Raw genomic sequence first — 25,338 nt, 5'->3', positions numbered from 1 at the left:
AGAACATGGTACAAGAATGGTTGAATGTTGGAAAGATTGTCAATACACACGGAGTGCGCGGAGAAGTACGCGTCGTGTCAAAGACAGATTTCCCAGAAGAACGTTACAAAAAAGGAAGCGTCCTCTATATTTTTAAGCAAGGTCAAGGGGAGCCGCTAAAAGTCACTGTCGCATCACACCGGCAGCACAAACAGTTTGATTTGCTCACATTTGAAGAAATTAGCTCATTAAATGAAGCAGAGCTATTGAAAGAATCAATCTTAAAAGTAGAAAAAGAACATCTCGGCTCTTTAGATGAAGGAGAGTTTTATTTCCACCAAATCATTGGCTGTGAAGTATACGATGAAGAGGATCAGCTTGTCGGCCAAATCAAAGAGATTTTAACACCAGGGGCAAATGATGTCTGGGTGGTCGGAAGAAAAGGCAAAAAAGATGCCCTGATTCCTTATATCCCATCTGTCGTCAAAAAGATCGATATCGCATCCAAAACCATACACATTGAAGTGATGGAAGGACTCATTTACGAATGAAAATCGACTTCTTAACACTTTTTCCTGAAATGTTCGAAGGTGTGCTCCACTCATCGATCTTAAAAAAGGCACAGGAGAAAGAAGCTGTCTCATTCAATGTTGTCAATTTTAGAGAGTATTCGGATCATAAGCATAAAACAGTAGATGACTATCCGTATGGCGGCGGTGCTGGTATGGTACTGAAAGCACAGCCCGTATTCGATGCGGTAGAAGATTTGACGAAGAAAGCAAGCAAGAAGCCCCGAATCATTCTTGTCTGTCCTCAAGGAGAAAGATATACACAAAAGAAGGCAGAGGAACTTGCAAAAGAAGAACACCTTATGTTCATTTGCGGCCATTATGAAGGCTACGATGAGCGCATCAGGGAGCATCTTGTCACAGATGAAATCTCAATCGGAGATTTCGTTCTCACAGGCGGAGAGCTGCCAGCGATGATGATTGCAGACAGTGTGGTCAGGCTTTTGCCTCATGTGCTTGGAAAAGAAGCGTCTCACATTGAAGATTCATTTAGTACAGGTTTGCTAGAGCATCCTCACTACACAAGGCCAGCCGATTATAAAGGACTAAAAGTGCCGGATGTGCTCCTCTCTGGAAATCATGCCAAAATTGAAGAGTGGCGGCGCAAAGAATCTTTGAAGCGAACTTATACAAGAAGGCCAGATTTGATCGATTCTTGCAAAACGTTAACAGAAGAAGAAAAAAGATGGCTTTGGCAGCTTCATAATGACTAGATTGTATTGCACACTGCATAGAGGTATGGTATGATACTACTTGTGACTTGGACGGCTTGCCGATTCAAGTTTGAAAACGATGTTCCGCTGCAATGAAGAAAGAGGACATGAGCATCTGTTGGAAGGAGTTGAAAACGATGCAACATTTGATTGAAGAAATCACAAAAGAACAATTACGCACTGATCTTCCTGCGTTCCGTCCTGGTGACACTTTACGTGTACACGTTAAAGTTGTCGAGGGTACTCGTGAGCGTATCCAGATCTTTGAAGGTGTTGTAATTAAGCGTCGTGGTGGTGGAATTAGCGAAACTTTCACAGTTCGTAAGATTTCTTACGGTGTAGGCGTTGAGCGTACATTCCCTGTACACACACCAAAAATCGCTAACATCGAAGTTGTACGTCACGGTAAGGTACGTCGTGCGAAACTTTACTACCTACGTGAACTTCGCGGTAAAGCGGCTCGTATCAAAGAAATCAGACGATAATGATATCAAAGGAAAGGGCTTGTTACCTGTAACAGGCTCTTTTTTTGTACGATGTATAGAGATAATCGATAGAAGAGAAGGTGCACATATGACGATTCAATGGTTTCCAGGCCATATGGCAAAAGCAAGACGTGAAGTCACAGAAAAATTAAAGCTCATCGACATCGTATTTGAATTAACTGATGCTAGAATTCCGATGTCCTCTAGAAACCCAATGATCGAAGAAATCCTTCAGAACAAACCCAAAATCATGCTATTAAACAAAGCAGATAAAGCGGATCCTCGTGTGACAAAGGAGTGGCAGGCGCACTTTGAGCAGCAAGGCGTTCGGTCACTTGCTATTAACTCTGTCGATGGACAAGGGTTAAATCAGATCATCACAACTTCAAAAGAAATCTTAAAAGAAAAATTCGACCGCATGAAAGCAAAAGGTGTTAAACCACGTGCAATCCGGGCGCTGATTATCGGGATTCCCAACGTCGGGAAATCGACCTTAATCAATCGTTTAGCGAAAAAGAACATTGCCAAAACAGGAGACCGTCCTGGTATTACCACCTCACAGCAATGGGTGAAGGTAGGGAAAGAATTGGAACTGCTCGATACACCTGGAATCCTCTGGCCGAAGTTTGAAGATGAGAAAGTAGGACTCAGGCTAGCGGTAACTGGAGCGATCAAAGATTCTATCATCAACTTACAGGATGTCGCTGTATATGGACTTCGCTTTCTAGAAGAAAACTATCCAGAGCGATTAAAAAAACGCTATGACCTAACGGAGATCCCTGAAGATACGGCTGAGCTGTTTGATGCAATAGGTACAAAGCGCGGCTGTCTCATGAGCGGTGGATTGATTAATTACGACAAAACCACCGAAATCATTATTCGGGATATTCGAACAGAAAAATTTGGTCCCCTCACTTTTGAGAAGCCTGAAAGCTAAAAGACACGCAGCTCATGCGGGTCTTTATTTTTTGCGGAAAACTGCCGATATAAAGAAGGAGGCTGACGAAAAGCTGATGTACACAGTGAAACAAATAAAAGAACTGATAGAAAAGCATTCACAAGACGAGTCATACATTCATGAACTTGTAAAAGATGATAAGAGAAAAAGTGTCCAAAAACTGATAGAGAAGTGGCACAAAGAGAAAGAAAAGCAGCAGCAACTTCATGCAGCATGGAATGAGATGCTGCAATTTGAAAACAATGCTAAGGCGCAGGGATACACATGTATTGCTGGAATAGATGAAGCAGGAAGAGGACCGCTGGCAGGCCCCGTTGTAGCAGCAGCTGTCATATTAAAGGAAGATACAGTCCTGCTCGGTTTAAACGACTCAAAGCAATTATCTGAGAAAAAAAGATTGGCATATTATGACCTGATCCAAAAAGAAGCACTTGATATCGGTATCGGCATTGTTGATGCGGCTACGATTGATGAAATCAATATTTACGAGGCATCAAGACTGGCGATGGTGAGAGCGGTGGAGCAGTTAACTCATACACCTGATTATCTACTCATAGATGCCATGACGCTCCCACTTCCTATTCACCAGGAGAATATCATCAAAGGAGATGCAAAAAGTGCATCCATCGCAGCAGGTGCATGTATTGCAAAGGTGACAAGAGATCAGATGATGGAAGAATACGGGCGTAAGTACCCTGAGTATCAATTTGAAAAACATAAAGGGTACGGAACAAAAGAGCATTTGGCTGCCATTCAAACACATGGAGCTGCCCCAATCCATCGATTATCGTTTGCACCAGTGAAATCCGTTATATCATAAATTTTTGACCTAAGGAGGCTGCCTGTGATGACAAGAGTTGAGGACATACATACAGCACTGAATAGCCGGTTAAGTGCGGCAGAATCTATTCCATTAAACACCGAAGGAAAGGAAAATGTGCATCGGCTGATTCTCGGTAAAGTACTGAAAATGCTTGGAGATGATACAGCCCTTGTTCAAATAGGCTCAACAAAAATAAAAGCACAGCTAGCGGCTCAGCTTAAAGCAGACGCATTTTATTGGTTCCAATTTGAACAAGAGGGTGGAGACAGCCTCAATAAACTAAGGCCAGTCCAGCAATTTGATCAAGATCCTAAGACATTAAAGGATGCAGCTGCCAAACTATTAGAAGGTCTCTCTCTGAAAAACGGACTTGAAAACATTCTAACAGCCACAGCTTTTTTAAAAGAAAAATCCGTTATCAACGAAACAGAGTTAAAAACGGCAGTGAAGTGGATCGAACAGCATCAAGGAGCTGATGTGAAAAAAGGTCTCCAGGCACTTCTATTTGCTTTAAAGAAAGACTTGCCGATCCAGGAAGGAGTGCTTCAATCAATTTTAGCTGTGAAATCATCCTCTGCTCTTCATCAGGATATGACAGCGCTGCTAGAACGCTTAACACAGCTCCCGAAGCACTCAGACGCCACACAGGCGCTTACACAAGCCGTTCGATCAGTCATAGATACTGAGACGTCTGTCCATGCAGAAAAGCTCTTATCGGTCCTTCTAGCAGCGAGAGAAGGGGCGGCGAAGCAAGGAGGAAATCTACCTGTAACGCCTCAGTCCAATCTGTCTCAACCAAAAGTTAATAGTCAGAATCCATTGGCTCAAGAGCGTCAAACGACCCAAGTTCTTCAATCTAACGTGCAGCAGTCAACAAGTCCAAAAGAGCTGCAAATCCCGCTTCAGCAAATTGAGCGGATACTTACAAGTTTGATAAAACAAGGTGCAGATGGGCAGCAAGAGCCTAGCTTAAAACAGCTCACGTCATTGCTGCAAGGGCTTCAGCAGGCAGGATCTCAGCCGGATGTAAGAGCATCTGTGCTCCAAAAAGAATTTCCATTCCTGTCAAAAACAGAGGCGAAAGCATTGGCTCAGGTGGTACAGCAGACGGAACCCGCATTAAGCAATAAAACCGATGTGCTCGATTTACTCATGACGATGAAAAAGGCAATCGGTGTACGTGATGAAATCGGTATGCTGAAACTACTCGAAAAAGGCAGTCAGGATGTAAAAAGTCAGGAACTTCACCAATTAAAGCTCGTCTTAAATGATGTGAGACAGTCTGATTTACCAGATCCTGTAAAAAAAGAAGTCGATCAATTGTTTCATAGATTGAACGGGCAGTTATTTGTGCAGCAGGAGAATCAAACCATCAGCCAAATGATGGTCTCTTATCCGCTCTTTTCAAAACATAGTGTTCAAGATTTAACCTTTATTCTAAAAGGACATAAGAAAAAAGATGGCTCTATTGATATTTCTCAGTGTCGTCTTATGTTTTACTTAAACATGGAAAACCTCGAAGAAACATTAATCGACTGTACGATTCAGCAAAAGGTCATGTCAATTACAGTTGAAACCGGTCATGAACTTCAAGGAACCATTAATCCAATGATTCCAGCAGTTCGGGAGAATTTAAATGCCTTAGGATACAGCCTTACGGGAATTACAGCAAAGAAGAGACAAGAGCCAGTAGATCCGTCTCACTTTCTAGATGAACACTTTCATAAAATCAGCGAGAAAGGGCTGGACTTACGAGTATGAAGGATTCAAAACCGCTTAGAAGGGCGGTCGCTCTACATTATGATGAAGAAAAACAAAAGGCGCCAAAAGTCGTCGCAACAGGTAGCGGCTATGTGGCAGACCATATTATTGAAGAAGCAAAAAAGTCGGGAGTTCCTATCCAAGAAGACCGTAATTTAGTCGAACTCATGCGCCACTTAACACTGGATGAGGAGATCCCTGAAGCGTTATACGATACTGTAGCAGAAATATTTTCGTTTATCTATAGGTTAGATCAAAAAATGAAAAAATAAGGTAAAATAAGTGATTTGGATGAAAAATTTATATTTTTAATAAAATAAAAGTTTGAATGTTTAGAAGGATTTTACGATTTTACATAGAACCCTAGACATTCTCTTTTTTATTCTTTAAAATGAAAGCGCAGTCTATTTTATATTTTTTGTTTCTACATATGTTGGGAGGATGGGAAATGAATATCCATGAGTACCAAGGAAAAGAAATCCTAAGAAAATATGGGGTTTCAGTTCCAAATGGTAAAGTAGCATTTACACCTGATGAAGCAGTGAAAGCATCAGAAGAGCTAGAAAGCTCTGTATATGTCGTAAAAGCACAGATTCATGCAGGCGGCCGTGGCAAAGCAGGCGGGGTAAAAATTGCAAAAACAAAAGATGAAGTGAAAGGTTTTGCAGAGGAATTGCTCGGCAAAACACTTGTCACACATCAAACTGGGCCTGAGGGGCGCGAAATAAAACGCTTACTTATTGAAGAAGGCTGCGATATTCAAAAAGAGTACTACGTTGGGCTTGTTTTGGACAGAGCGACATCAAGAATTGTATTGATGGCTTCTGAAGAAGGCGGTACTGAAATTGAAGAAGTAGCAGAAAAAACGCCAGAAAAAATCGTCAAAGTGGTCATCGACCCAGCGATTGGATTGCAAGGCTATCAGGCGAGAGAAGTAGCGTTTAAAATTAATATTCCAACAAAATTAGTTGGCCAAGCTGTTAAGTTTATGACAAGTCTATACAATGCGTTTATTGAAAAAGATTGTTCAATTGCTGAGATTAATCCACTTGTTGTAACAGGCGATGGAAAAGTCATGGCACTTGATGCAAAATTAAACTTTGATAGCAATGCCTTATATAGACAAAAAGATATATTAGAATACCGTGACCTTGATGAAGAGGATCCAAAAGAAATTGAAGCATCTAAATATGATCTAAGCTACATTTCTCTAGATGGAAATATTGGCTGTATGGTCAATGGCGCTGGTCTTGCGATGTCTACAATGGATATCATCAAGCATTACGGCGGGGACCCTGCAAACTTCCTGGATGTTGGCGGCGGTGCAACAGCTGAAAAAGTAACGGAAGCATTTAAAATCATCTTATCTGATCAAAATGTAAAAGGGATTTTCGTGAACATTTTTGGCGGCATCATGAAATGTGATGTCATTGCAGAAGGTGTCGTTGAAGCGACGAAACAAGTCGGCTTAACATTACCACTCGTTGTACGTCTTGAAGGAACAAACGTTGAATTAGGGAAGAAAATCCTGAGTGATTCAGGCTTAAATATCACTTCTGCTGAGTCTATGGCTGACGGGGCAGAAAAGATTGTATCTTTAGTCAAGTAGAGCAGAAAGGCAGGGAACCTAAATGAGTGTATTTATTAATAAAAATACGAGAGTAATTGTTCAGGGGATTACCGGTTCAACCGCATTGTTCCATACAAAACAAATGATTGAGTACGGAACAAATATTGTTGGCGGTGTCACACCTGGAAAAGGTGGAACTGAAGTAGAAGGAGTTCCTGTATTTAATACAGTATCTGAAGCTGTTCAAACAACTGGAGCAAATGCTTCTGTTATCTATGTACCAGCACCATTTGCAGCAGATGCCATTTTAGAGGCTGTTGATGCAGAAGTCGATCTAGTCATTTGTATTACAGAACATATTCCAGTACTTGACATGGTCAAAGTAAAACGGTATATGGAAGGGAAAAAGACAAGACTTGTTGGCCCTAACTGCCCAGGTGTCATTACACCTGAAGAATGTAAGATTGGGATTATGCCAGGCTACATTCATAAAAAAGGTCATGTGGGGGTTGTTTCTCGTTCTGGAACACTTACATATGAAGCGGTACATCAGCTTTCAGAGGCGGGTGTTGGTCAATCGACAGCTGTAGGAATCGGCGGAGACCCTGTAAATGGGACGAACTTTATTGATGTATTAAAAGCATTCAATGAAGACCCTGATACGCATGCTGTCATTATGATCGGAGAAATCGGCGGTACGGCTGAAGAAGAAGCAGCTGAATGGGTAAAAGCAAATATGACCAAACCAGTTGTTGGCTTTATTGGCGGTAAAACGGCGCCTCCAGGAAAACGCATGGGACATGCTGGTGCCATTATTTCCGGTGGTAAAGGGACAGCTGATGAAAAAGTAAAAACAATGCGTGAATGTGGAATTGAAGTGGCAGAGACTCCATCTGTCATGGGAGAAACCTTAATTAAAGTGTTAAAAGAGAAGAATCTCTTCGAAGCTTGTAAAACGCATTAATGACACAAGAAGACTTGTTCTTTGACAAGTCTTCTTCTTTCTATCTTAAACAGGAGGAATGGTATGTACAACGTGTCCGAAAGAATGATTTTTCACCGCTTAAAAGGCCTCATCTCACCCTCTTTGTTAACAAAATGGTGGAAAGTCGATCCTAAGCTATATATAAATGAAGAAACACATCATTTCAAACAGGATCGATTATTACAAACAATCGACTTTACCCGCTTAAAACAAGCCGAAGAAAAGGAATTCCCCATTTTTCAACACATCGTTCAAGCCTATTTAAAGCAAAACATTCACATGATTCCCATCACATCACCCTTATATCCCAGCACACTAAAACATATTTATGATCCTCCCCCTGTGTTATTCCTAAAAGGAAACGTGTCATATTTAAATGAAGAAAAAAGTTTAGGTGTAGTAGGCACGCGTGTTCCATCGTCTTATGGAGAAGCATGTGTGAAGAAAATTGTTGGTGAACTTGTTAAGGAAGATTGGATGATTGTCAGTGGCTTAGCAAAAGGCATTGATGGACTTGCACATAAAGAGTGCATTAGGAATAAAGGGAAAACGATCGGTATTATAGCAGGCGGATTTCAGCATTTATACCCAAAGGAACATGTGCAAATGGCTGAATACATGGGCGAGCATCATTTGCTTTTATCCGAGCATCCGCCTTATGTCAAACCAGAAAAGTGGCATTTCCCTTTGAGGAATCGTTTAATTAGTGCGCTGACAAGTGGGACCATCGTGATTCAGTGCAAAGAAAAGAGCGGTTCACTCATTACCGCGTATCAAGCACTTGAGCAAGGCAAAGAGGTATTTGCGGTTGCAGGATCAATCTTTGATCCTAATTCCACAGGTCCAGCCAGACTTATACAGCAGGGAGCAAAGCTTGTTCATTCAACGAAGGATATTTTAGAGGAATTCTCCTTCCGCAGCGTTCAATATACTGAACTCTTATAAAAATATCGTTTGACAAAAGACATAGGAATATTTAATAATAGTGAGGATTTAAGTTTACACTTTGTTTTTCGTGTTTATAATGATGTTCATCATAAAGAATTTTTCATGATTGCCTGTTAGATAGGTGCAATTAACATAAATATGAATTGGCAAATGTATAAAGAGAGAACACCTCTTAAGGGGGATTTTGAGTATGGCTGATTATTTAGTCATCGTTGAGTCGCCAGCCAAGGCGAAAACGATTGAGCGTTATTTAGGTAAAAAGTATAAAGTAAAGGCTTCAATGGGGCACATAAGAGATTTACCGAAAAGTCAGCTTGGTGTTGACACTGAGCATGACTTCGAACCGAGGTATATTACGATTCGCGGGAAAGGCCCCGTATTAAAAGAATTAAAAACAGCTGCGAAAAAAGCAAAGAAAGTCTATCTCGCAGCTGACCCCGATAGAGAGGGAGAAGCGATTGCTTGGCATTTAGCGCATAGCCTTGACCTTGACCTCTCTTCTGACTGCCGCGTTGTCTTTAACGAGATTACAAAAGATGCTATTAAAGATTCCTTTAAGCATCCACGTATGATCAATATGGATTTAGTTGATGCACAGCAGGCAAGACGGATCTTAGATCGTCTCGTTGGGTATAAAATCAGTCCGATTTTATGGAAGAAAGTGAAAAAGGGCTTAAGTGCCGGTCGTGTTCAATCAGTTGCACTCCGCCTGATCATTGATCGCGAGAATGAAATTAATGAATTTAAACCAGAAGAATACTGGACAATTGACGGTACATTCCTAAAAGGAAAAGAAAGCTTCGAAGCGAGCTTCTTTGGCGTCAATGGCAAAAAGCATCCACTGAAAACAAAAGAAGATGTAAAAGAAATCCTTTCGAAACTAAAAGGGAGCAAATTCTCTGTAGAGAAAGTGACGAAAAAAGAGCGTAAACGCAACCCTGCTGTTCCGTTTACAACATCTACTTTACAGCAGGAGGCTGCGAGAAAATTAAACTTCCGTGCGAAAAAGACGATGATGATTGCACAGCAATTATATGAAGGAATTGATCTTGGTAAAGAAGGTACAGTCGGACTCATTACATACATGAGAACAGACTCAACACGTATTTCCAATACGGCGATTGAAGAAGTATCTGCTTTCATTGATCAGACGTATGGTAAGAATTTCTTAAATACAACAAAACGAACTGCTAAAAAGAATGAAAATGCACAAGATGCTCACGAAGCCATCAGGCCGACTTCTACGCTAAGAAAACCAGCAGATGTCAAACATGTCTTAAGCCGAGATCAGCTTCGTCTGTATAAATTGATTTGGGAACGATTCGTCGCAAGCCAAATGGCTTCGGCTGTGCTTGATACAATGAGTGTGGACCTTGATAATAACGGGCTTACATTCCGTGCTAACGGAAGCAAAGTGAAATTCCCTGGATTCATGAAAGTATATGTAGAAGGGAAAGACGACCAGCTAGAAGAAAAGGACAAAATGCTGCCTGATCTTAAAGAAGGTGATACGGTTCTTTCAAAAGATATCGAACCTGAACAGCACTTCACGCAGCCGCCTCCGCGCTACACTGAGGCAAGACTTGTCAAAACGCTTGAAGAGCTAGGTATAGGCCGTCCGTCTACGTATGCACCAACATTAGATACGATTCAAAAGCGCGGCTATGTCGCACTTGATAATAAACGGTTTATCCCAACAGAGCTTGGGGGAATTGTTCTCAACTTAATCATTGAATTCTTCCCTGAGATCATTAACGTGGAATTCACAGCGAAAATGGAAAAAGAACTTGATAGCGTTGAAGAAGGTACGATCGAATGGGTTCGCATTATCGACAGCTTCTATCAAGACTTTGCAAAACGGGTCGAAAAAGCGGAAGCAGAAATGCAAGAAGTTGAGATTGAGCCTGAATACGCCGGAGTTGACTGTGAAGAGTGTGGACATCCGATGGTGTACAAAATGGGTCGATACGGTAAGTTCATGGCTTGCTCTAACTTTCCTGACTGCCGTAACACAAAACCAATTGTCAAAGATATTGGTGTGAAATGCCCGACATGTCATGAAGGAAACATTGTTGAACGAAAATCTAAGAAGCGCCGCATTTTTTATGGCTGTGATCGTTTTCCAGAGTGTGAATTCGTCTCTTGGGACAAACCGATTGAAAGAAAGTGTCCAAAATGCGAAAATATGCTTGTAGAGAAAAAGCTGAAAAAAGGCATGCAAGTTCAATGTGTGAACTGTGATTATAAAGAGGAACAACAAAAATAGCGGTGAGCAGCCTTGTTCACCTGCTTTTTTATGTCATCAAACAGAACTTACGAAATAGGAGAGTTGTACAATGAGTCAATTTGTAAATGTGATTGGAGCAGGTTTAGCTGGAAGTGAAGCGGCATGGCAAGTTGCTAAACGCGGAATTAAAGTCAACTTGTATGAAATGAGACCTGTCAAACAAACGCCAGCTCACCACACAGATAAATTTGCAGAGCTTGTATGCAGCAATTCACTGCGTGCCAACGCTTTGACAAATGCGGTCGGTGTATTAAAGGAAGAAATGCGTCATTTAGATTCAGCGATTATCGCAGCTGCAGATGAAAGCTCAGTTCCTGCTGGTGGAGCGCTTGCAGTAGATCGTCATGAATTTGCAGCAAACGTTACTGATCGCGTAAAAAATCATCCGAATGTGACAGTTTTTCAAGAAGAAGTGCAAAGCATTCCAGAAGGTCCAACAATTATTGCGACAGGCCCGCTTACATCTGAAGCACTTTCAAAAGAATTAAAATCGTTAACTGGTGAAGAATATCTGTACTTCTACGATGCAGCGGCACCTATCCTAGAGAAAGATAGCATTGATATGGATAAGGTGTACTTGAAATCACGTTATGACAAAGGAGAAGCTGCTTATTTAAACTGTCCAATGACAGAAGAAGAATTCGATCGTTTTTATGACGCGCTTATTTCTGCTGAAACTGTGCCATTAAAAGAGTTCGAAAAAGAAATCTTCTTTGAAGGCTGTATGCCAATTGAAGTCATGGCCAAAAGAGGAAAGAAAACGATGTTGTTTGGTCCGATGAAGCCAGTAGGACTTGAAGATCCGAAAACAGGAAAAAGACCTTATGCTGTTGTTCAATTAAGACAAGATGATGCAGCAGGTACTTTATATAACATCGTCGGCTTCCAGACACATCTGAAGTGGGGCGACCAAAAGGAAGTATTCCGCTTGATTCCAGGTCTTGAAGAAGCAGAGATTGTTCGTTATGGCGTGATGCACCGCAATACATTCATTAACTCACCAAGTCTTTTAAAACCAACGTATCAGTTTAAAAATAGAGAAGATCTATTCTTTGCCGGACAAATGACAGGCGTTGAAGGCTATGTCGAGTCTGCAGCTTCCGGACTAGTGGCTGGAATTAATGCCGCTCGTTTTGTCAAAGGAGAAGAGCTTGTGACACTTCCGGAGGAAACAGCAATCGGCAGCATGGCTTATTACATCACATCGACAAACAAGAAAAGCTTCCAGCCAATGAATGCGAATTTTGGTTTGTTGAAAGATCTTGGTGTTCGCATTAAAAACAAACAAGAGCGTTATGCGGAGTACGCTAAGCGCGCAATCGAAACTATTCAAACTATTTCGAAATCTCTGTAGTAAATCATTGCACGGAAAGCAAGATATGTGATACCATTTAAAAGCCTTAAAGAGGTGTAAAAATGACGAATAAACAGCGTCTTGTCCACTTATTCATTGAATATTTGCAAATTGAAAAAAACTATTCTGCTTTAACCATCTCAGGATATACAGAAGCGATTGAAGAGTTTGTCAGATTTATGAACGTTCAAGGAATAGACGGTTTTGAAGAGGTATCCTATCAAGATACGAGAATTTATTTAACAGAAGCTTATGAAAAAGGCCTGACAAGAAGAACGATTAGTAAGAAAGTCTCTGCGCTTCGCAGCTTTTATAAATTTCTATTAAGAGAACAGCTTGTGAAAGAAAATCCTTTTTTACTCGTTAGCTTACCAAAGCAGGATAAGCGAATTCCTTCATTTTTGTATGAAGAGGAACTGAAAGAGCTTTTTACAGTTTCTGATGTCAGCACACCGCTTGGGCAAAGAAACCAAGCCATTTTAGAACTTCTTTATGCAACAGGTATGAGGGTCAGTGAGTTATGTTCATTAAAAGAATCTGATCTTGATTTATCGATGGATACAGTGCTTGTTCATGGGAAAGGCAGCAAGCAGCGGTATGTTCCTTTTGGTTCATATGCTCATGAAGCGCTCATCACTTATTTAGAGGATGGAAGGCTAAAGCTGAAAGCGAAGGGGAATGATCGTGCTGATGCATATGTATTTTTGAATCAGCGCGGGGCGCCTCTTACAGACAGAGGCGTTCGATTCATTCTCACTGAACTAATGAAAAAGGCGTCAGGCACATTACATATCCATCCTCACATGTTAAGGCACACCTTTGCCACACACCTCTTAAATGAGGGGGCAGATTTGAGAAGTGTTCAAGAACTTCTTGGTCATTCGAATTTATCATCAACTCAGGTGTACACGCATGTATCAAAAGATTCTTTAAGGAAAACGTACATGTCTCATCACCCAAGGGCTTTTAAACGATCCTAAAAGGAGGTTTTTTCATGTCATCATTTCATGCAACAACCATCTTTGCCGTTCAACATAAAGGAAAAAGTGCGATGGCTGGAGACGGTCAAGTCACTTTCGGGCAGGCTGTCGTGATGAAACACACGGCAAAAAAAGTGCGCCGTCTTTTCGGAGGCAAGGTGCTTGCAGGTTTTGCAGGTTCAGTAGCAGATGCATTTACACTCTTTGAAAAGTTTGAAACGAAGCTTGAAGAATATGGTGGTAACTTAAAGCGAGCAGCCGTAGAACTAGCAAAAGAATGGCGTAGTGACAAGATGCTCAGGCAGCTTGAGGCTATGCTGATCGTTATGAACAAAGACAGCATCCTGCTTGTCTCTGGGACAGGAGAGGTCATCGAACCAGATGACGGTATTTTGGCCATCGGCTCAGGCGGCAATTATGCGCTTAGCGCCGGGAGAGCACTCAAAACACATGCAGGTGATCACCTCACAGCAAGAGATATTGCAAAGGCAGCTCTTGAAACCGCTGGAGAAATCTGTGTCTACACGAACGATCAAATCACTTTAGAAGAGCTTGAATAGAAAGGACATGAGACGTATGGAGAAAAAGCCGTTCACCCCAAGAGAGATAGTTGAAAAGCTTGATCAATACATTATTGGTCAGCTTGATGCGAAAAAAGCAGTGGCGGTGGCTTTAAGAAACCGTTACAGAAGAAGCCTTTTACATGATAAGCTAAAGGATGAAGTCGTTCCGAAAAACATTTTAATGATCGGCCCAACAGGTGTGGGGAAAACAGAGATTGCCCGCAGAATTGCAAAAATTTCTGGTGCGCCTTTTATTAAAGTGGAAGCGACGAAGTTTACTGAAGTTGGTTACGTCGGCCGTGATGTAGAATCGATGGTCAGAGATCTAGTTGAGACAGCGATCAGAATTGTCAAAGAAGAAAAGATGAAAGACGTTCAAGAAGAAGCAGAAAAACAAGCAAATAAACGTCTTGTTCATTTACTTGTTCCTGGCAAGAAAAGAAGCCAGTCTGTGAAAAATCCTTTTGAGATGCTGTTTGGTGGTTCTGATGAAGATGACCGTGATCGAGATCAATCAAGTGAAGAAGTTGAACTTGAATCGACAAGAAAGCGAATCGCTCATCAGTTGGCTATGGGCGAACTTGAAGATCATTACGTCACGATCGAAGTCGAAGAGCAGCAGCCATCCATGTTTGATATGCTTCAGGGCTCGGGTATGGAGCAAATGGGCATGAACATGCAGGATGCGCTCGGCAATCTCATGCCTAAAAAGAAAAAACGCAGAAAGCTGATCGTCAGAGAAGCAAGAAAGGCGTTAACAGCTGAGGAAGCTTCAAAACTGATTGACATGGATGAAGTCAGTCAAGAAGCTGTCTATAAAGCAGAGCAGCAAGGGATTATTTTTATCGACGAAATCGACAAAATTGCCAAAAGCGGTGGTGCATCATCTGCAGATGTTTCTCGTGAAGGGGTTCAACGTGATATTTTACCGATTGTAGAAGGTTCAACTGTGATGACGAAATATGGGGCAGTGAAAACAGACCACGTGCTTTTTGTAGCAACAGGTGCATTTCATATGGCAAAACCATCAGATTTGATTCCAGAGCTTCAAGGGCGCTTCCCAATTCGTGTAGAATTAGATAAATTAAGTATCGAAGACTTTGTGAAAATCTTAACGGAACCAGATAACGCATTATTAAAGCAATATAAAGCTTTACTTGAAACAGAAGGTATATCTCTTGAATTTTCTGACGATGCTATTCATAAGATTGCCGAAGTGGCTTATCATGTCAATCAGGAGACAGATAACATCGGTGCAAGAAGGCTTCATACTATACTTGAAAAGCTGCTTGAAGAGCTTTCATTTGAGGCGCCTGATATTACACTAGGGACAGTGACCATTACCCCTCAGTATGTAGAAGAGAAGCTAGGAAAGATTGCAAATAACAAAGACTTAAGTCAATTTATACTTTAACAAATGAATAAAGTAATCTAGGAGGATCATTAATATGGCGTTACTACAAAAAACAAGGATTATTAACTCAATGCTGCAAGATGCAGCGGGGAAACCAGTTAATTTTAAGGAAATGGCAGAAACGTTGAGAGATGTCATTGATTCAAACATTTTCGTATTAAGCAGAAGAGGGAAGCTTCTAGGCTACTCGATCAACCAGCAGATTGAAAATCCGCGTATGAAGAAAATGCTTGAAGACCGTCAGTTCCCTGAAGAATATACAAAGAGTCTATTTAACATCCCTGAAACATCTTCAAATCTTGACATTAACAGTGAGTATACAGCTTTCCCGATTGAGAACCGTGATTTATTTGAATCGGGTTTGACAACCATTGTTCCAATTATCGGAGGAGGAGATCGTTTAGGAACGTTAATCTTGTCTCGTTTGCAAGATACATTCAAAGATGATGATTTAATTCTTGCTGAATACGGTGCAACAGTTGTTGGAATGGAGATCCTTCGTGAGAAATCAGAGGAAATCGAAGAAGAAGCAAGAAGTAAAGCTGTTGTCCAAATGGCGATTAGTTCTCTTTCATATAGTGAGCTTGAAGCCATTGAGCACATCTTTGAAGAACTTGATGGCAACGAAGGACTTCTAGTGGCAAGTAAAATTGCTGACCGTGTAGGAATCACTCGTTCAGTGATTGTGAACGCCTTACGTAAGTTAGAAAGTGCAGGCGTCATCGAATCTCGTTCTCTTGGAATGAAGGGAACGTATATCAAAGTGTTAAACAACAAATTTTTAATTGAACTTGAAAATTTAAAATCTCATTAATCAAAACCCCTTTTCAGCAGAAATACAAGCTGAAAAGGGGTTTTTTTTATAAAAAAAGAAGATTTGTCCGAAAAATGACACTCTTTTTTCCAAGAAAACCCTTACAATTCTTAGTTCTTTGAATCTAGGTCTTTATACCTATTCGTAAAATAGATATATATTACGAGTTTTTTTTACATATACATCATAGACTTTAATCCTATTATTTCTTACAATGAACATATGGTTTTACAAATCTCGACATGATTAAATGGAATGAAATACATATGATTGGAGGTATATGGTTTTGGATATATTTTCTGGAACGATAAGCAACCTTGAGAATGCCTTGGGTAGAGCGAATGTTAAGCAAAAAGTCATAAGCAATAATATCGCGAATATAGACACACCGAACTACAAGTCGAAAAACGTCGCATTTCATGATATGCTAAACGATGCGTCGATCAAGTTAGATGCTAAAAAAACATACCAAGGTCACATTGATTTTTCTAAAACAGGGTCTAATTATTCAGTTGTTTCGAGCAACCGTACATCATATCAAGAAAACGGAAATAATGTCGATATTGATCAAGAGATGAGTGAACTCGCTAAAAACCAAATTCAGTATAATGCGTTGGTTGAAAGAATGAGTGGAAAATTCAATTCTCTTAAAACAGTTTTGACAGGAGGTAAGTGATGTCAATTTTTTCAGGCGTTAACGCTTCGGCCTCTGCATTAACAGCACAGAGGCTCAGAATGGACGTTGTATCCTCTAACCTTGCAAATATGGATACAACAAGAGCGAAACAGGTTGATGGCAACTGGGAGCCTTATAGACGTAAGCTCGTCACATTACAGCCGTCAGGTGAATCGTTTTCATCTATATTAAACTCAAGCATGAATTCGAGCGGTAAATTAGGAAACGGCGTGAAAGCAACGAAGATTACAGAAGACGAAACTCCATTCAACCTTCAATATGATCCTACAAATCCCGATGCCAATGAAAATGGATATGTTCAAACACCTAATGTTGATCCATTAAAGGAAATGGTTGACCTCATCAGCAGCTCAAGGTCATATGAAGCAAACGTGACCGCGCTAAATGCGAATAAAAGCATGTTGATGAAAGCCTTAGAAATAGGAAAGTAAGGTGAAAAGAATTGGTTAACGCAATATCTCCTTTCCAGCTTCAAGCTGCTCAGCAAGCAAGTGAATTGACAAATGCATCATCTGTTCATGCGACTGCACCTAAAAGTCAAACGAATTTCTCTGATGTTCTGAAGAATTCCATTGAGGCATTAAATCAATCACAGCTTAAATCAGACCAGTATACAAATGCACTTGCACAAGGAAAAGATGTCAATCTCGATGAAGTCATGATTGCCTCGCAAAAAGCGAGTATGACACTCACAGCTGCAACGGAGTTTCGAAATAAAGCGGTCGAAGCGTACCAAGAGATTATGAGAATGCAGATGTAGGAGGTGCTGACGGACAAAATAAGACTGAATGGAATGACCGGGGGTTAAGATGAATCGTACTTTAATGCAATTAAGAACAAAAACAGTTGAGTTTTGGCGAAATCGATCAAAATTACAAAAAACACTCATGATTGGTGGCGTTGCTGCCCTAGCAATCATTATTACGGTTGTTAGCATCTTTGCTTCTTCTGAAAAAATGGTTCCATTGTTTAAAGATTTGTCTGAGTCAGAAGCAGGGCAAATCAAACAGGAACTGGATGGCAAAAAAATTAAATCGGAACTTGCAAACAATGGAACAACGATTCTCGTTCCAGAAAAGCAGGCAGACTCTTTAAAAGTAACACTCGCATCTCAAGGCCTTCCTAAGACAGGAAAGATTGATTATTCCTTCTTCGCGAACAATTCCGGCTTCGGTTTAACAGATAATGAATTTGATGTTCTGAAAGTAGACGCAACTCAGACAGAACTATCCAATCTAATCAACACGATTGATGGAATTAAAGATTCGAAAGTTATGATTAACTTGCCAAAAGATTCCGTTTTTGTTGGAGAAGAGCAAAGTAATGCATCAGCATCCATTGTGCTGCAAGTTGAACGTGGCTACACGCTCGCGCCGCAGCAAGTAAAAGGCCTTTATCATCTTATTTCAAAAAGTGTGCCGAATTTAAAAACAGAAAACATTGTCATTATGGACCAAGATTCCAACTACTACGACTTAAACAGCAGTTCCGATTCCTATGCAAGTGGAATGGATGCACAGCAGCAGAAAAAAGAAGAAATTGAAAAGAACCTTCAAAGAAAAATTCAACAGCTGCTCGGAACAATGATGGGTCAAGAAAAAGTCGCTGTATCGGTCACAACAGACATTGATTTTACTGAAGAGAAAAGAAAAGAAGACCTTGTAGAACCAGTTGATAAAGAAAACATGCAAGGCATCGCTGTCAGTGCTGAAAAGATTGCTGAAACTTATTCAGGAAATGGTGCAGCAGCTGGTGGAACCGCTGGAACAGGCGATGATGATGTCACAAACTATCAAGGCGCCGATGGAGCGAATGGTAGCGGAAATTACGAAAAGAGCGAAGATCGTATCAACTATGAAGTCAACCGCATTCATAAAGATATCAAAGAGAGCCCTTATAAAATTAGAGATGTTGGCATTCAAGCATTGGTCGAACCACCAACAGCAAACGATGTGAACTCTTTAACAGCTGAAAGGCAAGATGATATTAAAAAGATTCTTTCAACGATCATTAGCACGTCAATTGATAAAGAATACACAAATGGTCAAGCGCTCACTCAAGCGGACTTAGAGAACAAAATTGTTTTATCTGTATCAAAATTAGACGGTAAACAGCAAACTGCAGCAGAAAACCCATCAAACAATATTCCAATTTGGGTTTATATTGTAGGCGGTGTGCTACTACTTGCAATTATCGCTCTCATTATTCTTCTTGTGCGTAAACGCAGAAATGAAGAGGAAGAAGAGTTTGAGTTTGATGAACATACACCAATTCATGTTCCTGATATCGACACTGAACCAGAAACAGAGGAAATGGTGAGGAAAAATCAGCTTGAGAAAATGGCAAAAGATAAACCAGAAGACTTTGCTAAATTGCTACGCAGCTGGCTGTCCGAGGATTAGGAGGAATACACATGTCGAGAAAAGATTCAAATCGACTAACAGGCAGACAAAAAGCAGCAATCCTAATGATTTCCTTAGGGCTAGAGGTGTCAGCATCTGTATACAAACATCTGTCTGAAGACGAAATAGAAAAATTAACACTGGAAATTTCCAATGTACGAAGTGTAGATACTGCTAAAAAAGATGAAATCATTGAAGAATTTCACAGCATCGCCATCGCGCAGGACTACATATCACAAGGCGGTCTTATGTACGCAAGACAAGTGCTTGAAAAAGCGCTTGGTGAGGACAAAGCGGATAGTATCTTAAACCGATTAACATCCTCACTTCAAGTGAAACCGTTTGATTTTGCTCGAAAGGCTGACCCAGAACAAATCTTAAACTTTATCCAGCATGAGCATCCACAAACCATTGCGCTCATCCTTTCCTACTTAGATCCAGTCCAAGCAGGGCAGATTTTATCTGAATTAGGCGAGGAAGTACAAACAGAGGTTGCGAGACGTATTGCTTTAATGGACCGCACATCTCCAGAGATCATCAATGAAGTGGAACGCATTCTTGAACAAAAACTTTCTTCAACCTTTACGCAAGACTATACGCAAACGGGCGGAGTCGAAGCGGTTGTAGAAGTACTAAATGGTGTAGACCGTGCGACCGAGAAGACCATTTTAGACACTCTTGAAATTCAAGATCCTGAGCTTGCTGATGAAATTAAGAAACGTATGTTTGTCTTTGAAGATATTGTCACTCTTGACAGTAGAGCGATTCAGCGCGTGATCAGAGATGTTGAAAATGATGACTTGTTGCTCGCACTCAAAGTGGCAAGCGAAGAGGTCAAAGAAATTGTCTTCCGCAACATGTCACAGAGAATGGTCGAGACGTTCAAAGAAGAAATGGAGTTTATGGGACCTGTCCGGCTTAGAGATGTCGAGGAAGCACAAACCCGTATTGTCAGCATCGTAAGACGACTCGAGGAAGCTGGAGAAATCGTCATAGCTCGAGGCGGAGGAGACGATATCATTGTCTAGGATTATCAAACATGAAACATCTGTTATTCCTGAGCAAGGCCGGCAAACAATTCCTTTGCAGCAAGTGGAGTTCAAAAAAGAACATCATGAAGAAGAGCTTGTTAATGAAACAGAAGTGTCGCAGCTTGTACTAAGTGATGCTGAAGATCAAGCAAGCCGTATAGTAGAACAAGCAAATAGTGAGCTTGAAAAAACAATGGCTGAAATCAATCAGCGCCGCGCTGATTTTGAAGAAGAAAGAATGCAGCTTATTGAAGAAGCGAAACAAGCAGGTTACCAAGAGGGCTTCCAAAAGGGTGAAGCAGATGCGATGAGTCAGTACCGATCAATTCTTGATCAAGCAAATGGCATTGTCAGTCTTGCCAAGCAGGATTACGAAGAAAAAATTGAAAGCTCCGCAGAAAAAATTGTGGAACTGGCTTTTGAACTCGCCAAACGTGTTTGGTACTCGGCTGAGGACACGAAAGATCAATTTTTGGCTCTCGTGAAGCAGGTCATTTCTGAAGTGAAAGAATATGACGATATTTCCATCTATGTTGACCCTGAACATTACGATCATGTGATGGAGTATAAAGACGAATTAATCAGAATCCTTCAAAAGGATACACACCTTGCCATTTACTCGGATGAAAAAGCGCCAAAAGGGACTTGTTACGTAGAAACAAGCTTTGGAAAAGTGGAAGCGAGTGTTGATACACAAATGAATCAGTTGAAAGAAAAGCTACTAGAAGTCATTGATTCAGGTGATCACAAATGAACATCGATGTGTTAAAAGAAACGATTGAAACCGCAGATCCTTATAAACGATTTGGTAAAGTCAATCGAGTTGTTGGACTGATGATTGAATCTAAGGGGCCGGAAAGTTCTATCGGAGACGTGTGTCTCATTCATAAAAAGGGGCGTAAGCACGATCCAATAAAAGCAGAGGTCGTAGGGTTTAGAGATGAAAATATTCTGCTCATGCCTTATGTAGAAGCATCCAATATTTCACCAGGAAGTCTAGTTGAAGCGACAGGTGAGTCGCTGAAGGTCAAAGTTGGGACTGGGTTAATTGGCGAAGTTGTTGATGCCTTCGGTGAACCACTGGACGGCAGTATGCTGCCAAAGGGACTTGCACCTGTTTCGACAGATCAGTCACCTCCAAACCCGATGGACAGGCCGCCTATTCGTGAAAAAATGGGCGTTGGTGTCAGAGTAATCGACAGTCTGCTTACAGTCGGCACTGGTCAGAGGATCGGTATTTTTGCCGGAAGTGGTGTTGGAAAAAGCACCTTAATGGGGATGATTGCAAAGCAGACAGAAGCAGACCTCAATGTCATTGCCCTTGTTGGAGAGCGTGGCCGAGAAGTTCGTGAGTTTATTGAAAAGGATTTAGGTACCGAGGGACTAAAGCGATCGATTGTTGTCGTCGCAACTTCTGACCAGCCTGCACTGACGAGAATGAAGGCTGCTTTTACAGCAACAGCTATTGCAGAATATTTTAGAGACAGAGGCAAAAATGTCATGTTCATGATGGACTCTGTTACACGGGTCGCTATGGCGCAAAGGGAAATCGGTCTTGCAACTGGTGAACCGCCAACGACAAAAGGTTATACACCTTCAGTGTTCGCTATACTGCCAAAATTACTTGAACGAACTGGAACGAATCAGCTTGGTTCCATCACAGCGTTTTACACAGTGCTTGTTGATGGTGACGATATGAATGAGCCAATCGCTGATACAGTCAGGGGAATCTTAGATGGCCACATTGTACTTGATCGTGCTTTAGCCAACAAAGGACAATTTCCTGCTGTCAATATTCTGAAAAGTATCAGCCGTGTTATGAGCAATATCGCAAGTCATGATCACAAGGAGGCGGCCAACCGGTTCCGCCAGCTTTTATCCACTTATCAAAACGCTGAAGACCTCATTAACATTGGAGCATATAAAAAAGGCTCCTCGAAAGACATTGATGATGCCATGCAGGCTTATCCTCATCTGATTTCATTTTTGAAGCAGGATGTAGAAGAGGCTGTATCTATTGAAGACAGTGTGAATGTATTGCTCGGTTTGATGAATAGAGAGGATTGACGAAAACAGTGAGATATCAATACAAATTTCAAAAGCTCTTAGAACTGAAAGAAAGTGAAAAAGACAAGTCACTCGCAGCGTACCAACAATCCGTTTCGGCATTTGAGCAAGTCGCTGAAAAGCTCTATGAAAATATGAGTAAAAAAGAATTAATGGAAAAAAGCAAAGAAGAAAAGCTGAGAAGTGGTATGAGTGTTCAAGAAATGCGTCATTATCAGCAATTTGTGACCAATTTAGATAACACCATTCAGCATTATCAGCAGCTTGTGATCATGAAACGCCATCAAATGAATGAAAAACAATCTGATTTAACTGAAAAAAACATCGAGTTTAAAAAGTTTGAAAAAATGAAAGAAAAGCAGTACGAAAAGTTTTCCCTTGAACATAAGGCCATTGAAATGAAAGAAATGGATGATATCTCTATCAGCCAATTCATGTTTCAAGGACATTAGGAGTCGAGATGAATGCCTAAGAAGGAAAAAACGAAAGAATCAAGCGGCGGTAAATTTCAATGGATCTTGTTTATTGTCATCATCCCATTGATTGTGCTTGTATTAGTGGCTGGCACAATCCTTTCTATGGCAGGTTTTGATCTAAAGAAACCGCTTCAGAACATTCCGGGCGTTAGCAGTTTGGTTGGTTCAGATGACACCTCAAAAACGTCATCTTCACATAATAATCAAAGCGATGCAGAATTGAAGGAACTGAAAAAGACCATTAAAGAGCAAAAGAATGAACTTGAAATTGCACAAAAAGACTTAAAAACAAGTGATGAAGAGATTAAAAGACTGAATCAAAAAATCAGTTCACTTGAAAAAACATCTGAAAATGATGCGAATGAGAAGTCAGCGGATGACACTTCATCAAATAGCAGCTCATCAAGCGATACATCAGGTAATAATGCGTCAGGGACAACTTCTGATGGGGCAGCAGCCTCTAACCAGAAACCGAAAGGGAAGATTGCCAGTATCTATGAAAGCATGGACGCAGGGAAATCCGCCAAAATTTTATCAGAATTAAGTGATAAAGAGGCATTGAAGATCCTCGAAGAGCTGAGCAAAAATAAACTAACAGACATATTAGCAAAACTAACACCTCAGAAGGCAGCTACGTTTACGAAAGAGCTTGCTAAAAAAGAAAGTGAAAATGGGGGTGGACAATAAGTGAAACTATTGGATATTGGAGCCTTACAGCAATCGTCTCAAGGTCTCTCGGGACCAAAGGGGAGCGGCGCGGCATCTGCAAGCGGGTTGTTTAAACAATTACTTAGCGGGGCAGGTGCACAAAGCGGCCTTGTGGATGCTGAGACAGCGGGTGCCACTCTTTCCATCAATGATGCGATGCAAATCATTGAAAAATGGATGCAATCGCCTGAAGAAGGCATCAACAGAGACCTTCTTAGCGCACTTCAAACACTTCAAGGTCAAACGCTTGATTCGTCTGATCTCAAGTCACTAGAAGAGCTATTCCAAAAAATGGAATCATCCATTTACGGTGATCAAGCGGATAAGCTAGCTTCTGAACATAGTGAGCAGCTCATACAAGTCCACTTTTTCATATATCAACTACTCAATCAACAACCGCTCAGCTTTGATGCAAAGCTAGTGCAAGATATTGAAGCAAAGGGTCAAGACTTCATTCACTTTCTTTCAAAAAATGGAGTAGATGAGAAACTGATTCAGCAAGTAAAAGAGCAGTTTTTCTCGCAGGGTTCAGCACCAAAGCTGAATTCGATGTCTCAAAGTGAGCTGAAACACTTTAATCAGTTAATCGACCATATGATGGCAAATGCAAAAGGGTCAGACAAAGAGTTGAAGATTGCTTTAGGAGAGTTAAAAGAATTGGTCTCTCAAAGACAAGAATCTACTCTTGCTACTCCTGCAAAAGGGGCTGCCTCTCTTGAATGGCTCATCAAAAAGGAAGTTGTCAAAGGACAAAGCACTGCTGCACCTGCTTCTGAAAAAACGATCACTCATACGCTGTTGCCAGGTCATAAGCAGTTTTTTCAACTGCAATCAGCAGCTCCTGTTCAACAGACACAAACAACTGATGAAAAGCCGGGAACGGTTGATCAGCAAATTCTAAATACGTGGAAGCAAATGAAATTCACGCCATTTGGCAACTCAAGCGGACGCTTTACAGTTCGATTAAATCCAGAAAATCTCGGATTTATCACGATTCAGCTGACGAAGCAAAATGGTATGTATGCGAGTAAAATTACAGCTTCGACACAGGCAGCAAAAGAACTGCTAGAGCATCACCTTCCGCAGCTCAAGCAGGCGCTTCCGAATATGTCGGTTCAAGTGGACCGTTTCCATATACCGCTTCAATCAAATGAGCAGCCGTTATTTGGACAATTTAACGAAGAAAACAAGCAGCAACAGTCAAAAGGGCAGAATTTCCAGAAGCCTGATGAACAGGAAGCAGAATTCCAAGATGTACTGGATGCTCTTGTTGGGTCAGAAGAAGAAGAGGAGGAAATCTAATGGCAACAGTTGATGCTACGAATAGAACAGTCGCACAAACAGACACTTCTTCAAAAGCAGAAAAGAAAACAGATACGCTCGGCAAAGATCAATTCTTGAAAATATTGCTGACACAGCTTCAAAACCAAGATCCGACAAACCCACTAGATGACCGTGAGTTTGTTACACAGCTTGCAACATTTTCATCTTTAGAACAGCAAACCAATATGAACGATTCTATCACCAAGCTGAATCAGCTCATGTCTACATTTGTTGCACACCAAGATCCGTTTACGACGTATGTAGGATGGATTGGTAAAGAAGTATCGGGCAAACTGGATGATAAAGAGATATCAGGCACTGTGAAGTCTGTTAAAAACATAAACAATGAATACTTCCTGTATTTAGAAGATGGAACGAAAATCAGCCCTTGGGACGTTACAGCAGTTGGAGAAAAAACGAAGTAATTCGAG

27 protein-coding genes are annotated in these 25,338 nt (G+C 41.0%); all 27 read left to right on the top strand.

Translation table 11 applies throughout. The features are described from left to right. The first annotated feature begins 5 nt into the window (after nt 1-5). The 27 genes from rimM to flgD all read left to right on the top strand — a co-directional run bounded on the left by rimM (nt 6) and on the right by flgD (nt 25,332). Nucleotides 6-530 (top strand): ribosome maturation factor RimM, encoded by a 525-nt coding sequence (gene rimM / locus MHI11_RS11705; RefSeq protein WP_340961129.1) that lies wholly within the window; start codon nt 6-8, stop codon nt 528-530. Beyond that, nucleotides 527-1,261: a tRNA (guanosine(37)-N1)-methyltransferase TrmD gene (trmD, locus tag MHI11_RS11700; RefSeq protein WP_058014004.1), complete on the top strand. Its 735-nt coding sequence runs from the start codon at nt 527-529 to the stop codon at nt 1,259-1,261. The genes rimM and trmD overlap by 4 nt, the downstream gene beginning before the upstream one ends. 137 nt (nt 1,262-1,398) lie before the next feature. Beyond that, the gene (rplS, locus tag MHI11_RS11695; RefSeq protein WP_003212364.1) at nt 1,399-1,746 is read left to right on the top strand and encodes a 50S ribosomal protein L19; all 348 of its coding nucleotides are present in this window, start codon (nt 1,399-1,401) and stop codon (nt 1,744-1,746) included. Nucleotides 1,747-1,834: 88 nt separating this feature from the next. Next, nucleotides 1,835-2,683 carry a ribosome biogenesis GTPase YlqF gene (gene ylqF / locus MHI11_RS11690; protein ID WP_050945052.1) on the top strand — a complete coding sequence of 283 codons (849 nt, stop codon included), beginning with the start codon at nt 1,835-1,837 and terminating at the stop codon, nt 2,681-2,683. Between the two features lie 76 nt (nt 2,684-2,759). After that, on the top strand, nt 2,760-3,524 hold the full coding sequence (locus MHI11_RS11685) for a ribonuclease HII (RefSeq protein ID WP_044141931.1): 765 nt from the start codon (nt 2,760-2,762) through the stop codon (nt 3,522-3,524). Between the two features lie 27 nt (nt 3,525-3,551). Next, a complete protein-coding gene (locus tag MHI11_RS11680) occupies nt 3,552-5,288 on the top strand; it encodes a glycosyltransferase (RefSeq protein WP_340961128.1) in 1,737 nt (578 codons plus the stop codon). Continuing rightward, nucleotides 5,285-5,560, top strand: a complete 276-nt coding sequence (locus tag MHI11_RS11675; protein ID WP_003211418.1) for a FlhB-like flagellar biosynthesis protein — start codon at nt 5,285-5,287, stop codon at nt 5,558-5,560. Before MHI11_RS11680 ends, MHI11_RS11675 begins: the two co-directional genes overlap by 4 nt. A gap of 176 nt (nt 5,561-5,736) precedes the next feature. After that, complete coding sequence (gene sucC, locus MHI11_RS11670; RefSeq protein ID WP_012009945.1) at nt 5,737-6,897, top strand: ADP-forming succinate--CoA ligase subunit beta; 1,161 nt, start codon at nt 5,737-5,739, stop codon at nt 6,895-6,897. A gap of 22 nt (nt 6,898-6,919) precedes the next feature. Then, a complete protein-coding gene (sucD, locus tag MHI11_RS11665) occupies nt 6,920-7,822 on the top strand; it encodes a succinate--CoA ligase subunit alpha (protein ID WP_003212080.1) in 903 nt (300 codons plus the stop codon). A 63-nt stretch (nt 7,823-7,885) separates the two neighbouring features. Beyond that, the gene (gene dprA, locus MHI11_RS11660; protein WP_340961127.1) at nt 7,886-8,788 is read left to right on the top strand and encodes a DNA-processing protein DprA; all 903 of its coding nucleotides are present in this window, start codon (nt 7,886-7,888) and stop codon (nt 8,786-8,788) included. 193 nt (nt 8,789-8,981) lie between these two features. Continuing rightward, complete coding sequence (topA, locus tag MHI11_RS11655; RefSeq protein ID WP_044141928.1) at nt 8,982-11,057, top strand: type I DNA topoisomerase; 2,076 nt, start codon at nt 8,982-8,984, stop codon at nt 11,055-11,057. A gap of 70 nt (nt 11,058-11,127) precedes the next feature. Further along, nucleotides 11,128-12,432: an FADH(2)-oxidizing methylenetetrahydrofolate--tRNA-(uracil(54)-C(5))-methyltransferase TrmFO gene (gene trmFO / locus MHI11_RS11650; RefSeq protein ID WP_340961126.1), complete on the top strand. Its 1,305-nt coding sequence runs from the start codon at nt 11,128-11,130 to the stop codon at nt 12,430-12,432. A gap of 62 nt (nt 12,433-12,494) precedes the next feature. Next, complete coding sequence (xerC, locus tag MHI11_RS11645; RefSeq protein ID WP_003211704.1) at nt 12,495-13,412, top strand: tyrosine recombinase XerC; 918 nt, start codon at nt 12,495-12,497, stop codon at nt 13,410-13,412. A 14-nt stretch (nt 13,413-13,426) separates the two neighbouring features. Further along, a complete protein-coding gene (gene hslV, locus MHI11_RS11640) occupies nt 13,427-13,972 on the top strand; it encodes an ATP-dependent protease subunit HslV (protein ID WP_003211247.1) in 546 nt (181 codons plus the stop codon). 16 nt (nt 13,973-13,988) lie between these two features. Continuing rightward, nucleotides 13,989-15,389 carry an HslU--HslV peptidase ATPase subunit gene (gene hslU, locus MHI11_RS11635; RefSeq protein ID WP_340961125.1) on the top strand — a complete coding sequence of 467 codons (1,401 nt, stop codon included), beginning with the start codon at nt 13,989-13,991 and terminating at the stop codon, nt 15,387-15,389. A gap of 34 nt (nt 15,390-15,423) precedes the next feature. Next, complete coding sequence (gene codY, locus MHI11_RS11630; protein WP_003210838.1) at nt 15,424-16,203, top strand: GTP-sensing pleiotropic transcriptional regulator CodY; 780 nt, start codon at nt 15,424-15,426, stop codon at nt 16,201-16,203. A 286-nt stretch (nt 16,204-16,489) separates the two neighbouring features. After that, the gene (gene flgB, locus MHI11_RS11625; RefSeq protein ID WP_012009952.1) at nt 16,490-16,879 is read left to right on the top strand and encodes a flagellar basal body rod protein FlgB; all 390 of its coding nucleotides are present in this window, start codon (nt 16,490-16,492) and stop codon (nt 16,877-16,879) included. Continuing rightward, on the top strand, nt 16,879-17,331 hold the full coding sequence (flgC, locus tag MHI11_RS11620; protein WP_012009953.1) for a flagellar basal body rod protein FlgC: 453 nt from the start codon (nt 16,879-16,881) through the stop codon (nt 17,329-17,331). Before flgB ends, flgC begins: the two co-directional genes overlap by 1 nt. 11 nt (nt 17,332-17,342) lie before the next feature. Further along, on the top strand, nt 17,343-17,660 hold the full coding sequence (gene fliE / locus MHI11_RS11615) for a flagellar hook-basal body complex protein FliE (protein WP_340961124.1): 318 nt from the start codon (nt 17,343-17,345) through the stop codon (nt 17,658-17,660). 49 nt (nt 17,661-17,709) lie between these two features. Next, nucleotides 17,710-19,302 carry a flagellar basal-body MS-ring/collar protein FliF gene (fliF, locus tag MHI11_RS11610; RefSeq protein ID WP_340961122.1) on the top strand — a complete coding sequence of 531 codons (1,593 nt, stop codon included), beginning with the start codon at nt 17,710-17,712 and terminating at the stop codon, nt 19,300-19,302. 11 nt (nt 19,303-19,313) lie between these two features. Continuing rightward, the gene (gene fliG / locus MHI11_RS11605; protein ID WP_003210883.1) at nt 19,314-20,330 is read left to right on the top strand and encodes a flagellar motor switch protein FliG; all 1,017 of its coding nucleotides are present in this window, start codon (nt 19,314-19,316) and stop codon (nt 20,328-20,330) included. Further along, nucleotides 20,323-21,087: a flagellar assembly protein FliH gene (fliH, locus tag MHI11_RS11600; RefSeq protein ID WP_340961121.1), complete on the top strand. Its 765-nt coding sequence runs from the start codon at nt 20,323-20,325 to the stop codon at nt 21,085-21,087. Before fliG ends, fliH begins: the two co-directional genes overlap by 8 nt. After that, entirely contained in the window at nt 21,084-22,400 is a 1,317-nt protein-coding gene (gene fliI / locus MHI11_RS11595; protein WP_319610525.1) for a flagellar protein export ATPase FliI, read from the top strand. The genes fliH and fliI overlap by 4 nt, the downstream gene beginning before the upstream one ends. Before the next feature lie 8 nt (nt 22,401-22,408). Then, a complete protein-coding gene (gene fliJ / locus MHI11_RS11590) occupies nt 22,409-22,852 on the top strand; it encodes a flagellar export protein FliJ (RefSeq protein WP_034620036.1) in 444 nt (147 codons plus the stop codon). Between the two features lie 12 nt (nt 22,853-22,864). Beyond that, a complete protein-coding gene (locus MHI11_RS11585) occupies nt 22,865-23,563 on the top strand; it encodes a MotE family protein (RefSeq protein WP_044141921.1) in 699 nt (232 codons plus the stop codon). Next, complete coding sequence (gene fliK, locus MHI11_RS11580; RefSeq protein ID WP_340961120.1) at nt 23,564-24,886, top strand: flagellar hook-length control protein FliK; 1,323 nt, start codon at nt 23,564-23,566, stop codon at nt 24,884-24,886. Beyond that, a complete protein-coding gene (gene flgD / locus MHI11_RS11575) occupies nt 24,886-25,332 on the top strand; it encodes a flagellar hook assembly protein FlgD (protein WP_044141919.1) in 447 nt (148 codons plus the stop codon). The genes fliK and flgD overlap by 1 nt, the downstream gene beginning before the upstream one ends. Nucleotides 25,333-25,338: the final 6 nt, after the last annotated feature.

Origin of the sequence: Bacillus sp. FSL K6-3312, assembly GCF_038007485.1 — a bacterium.
GTDB lineage: Bacteria > Bacillota > Bacilli > Bacillales > Bacillaceae > Bacillus > Bacillus pumilus.
Note: the sequence above shows the minus strand (reverse complement) of the source record. Positions and strands in the feature narration are given on the sequence as shown.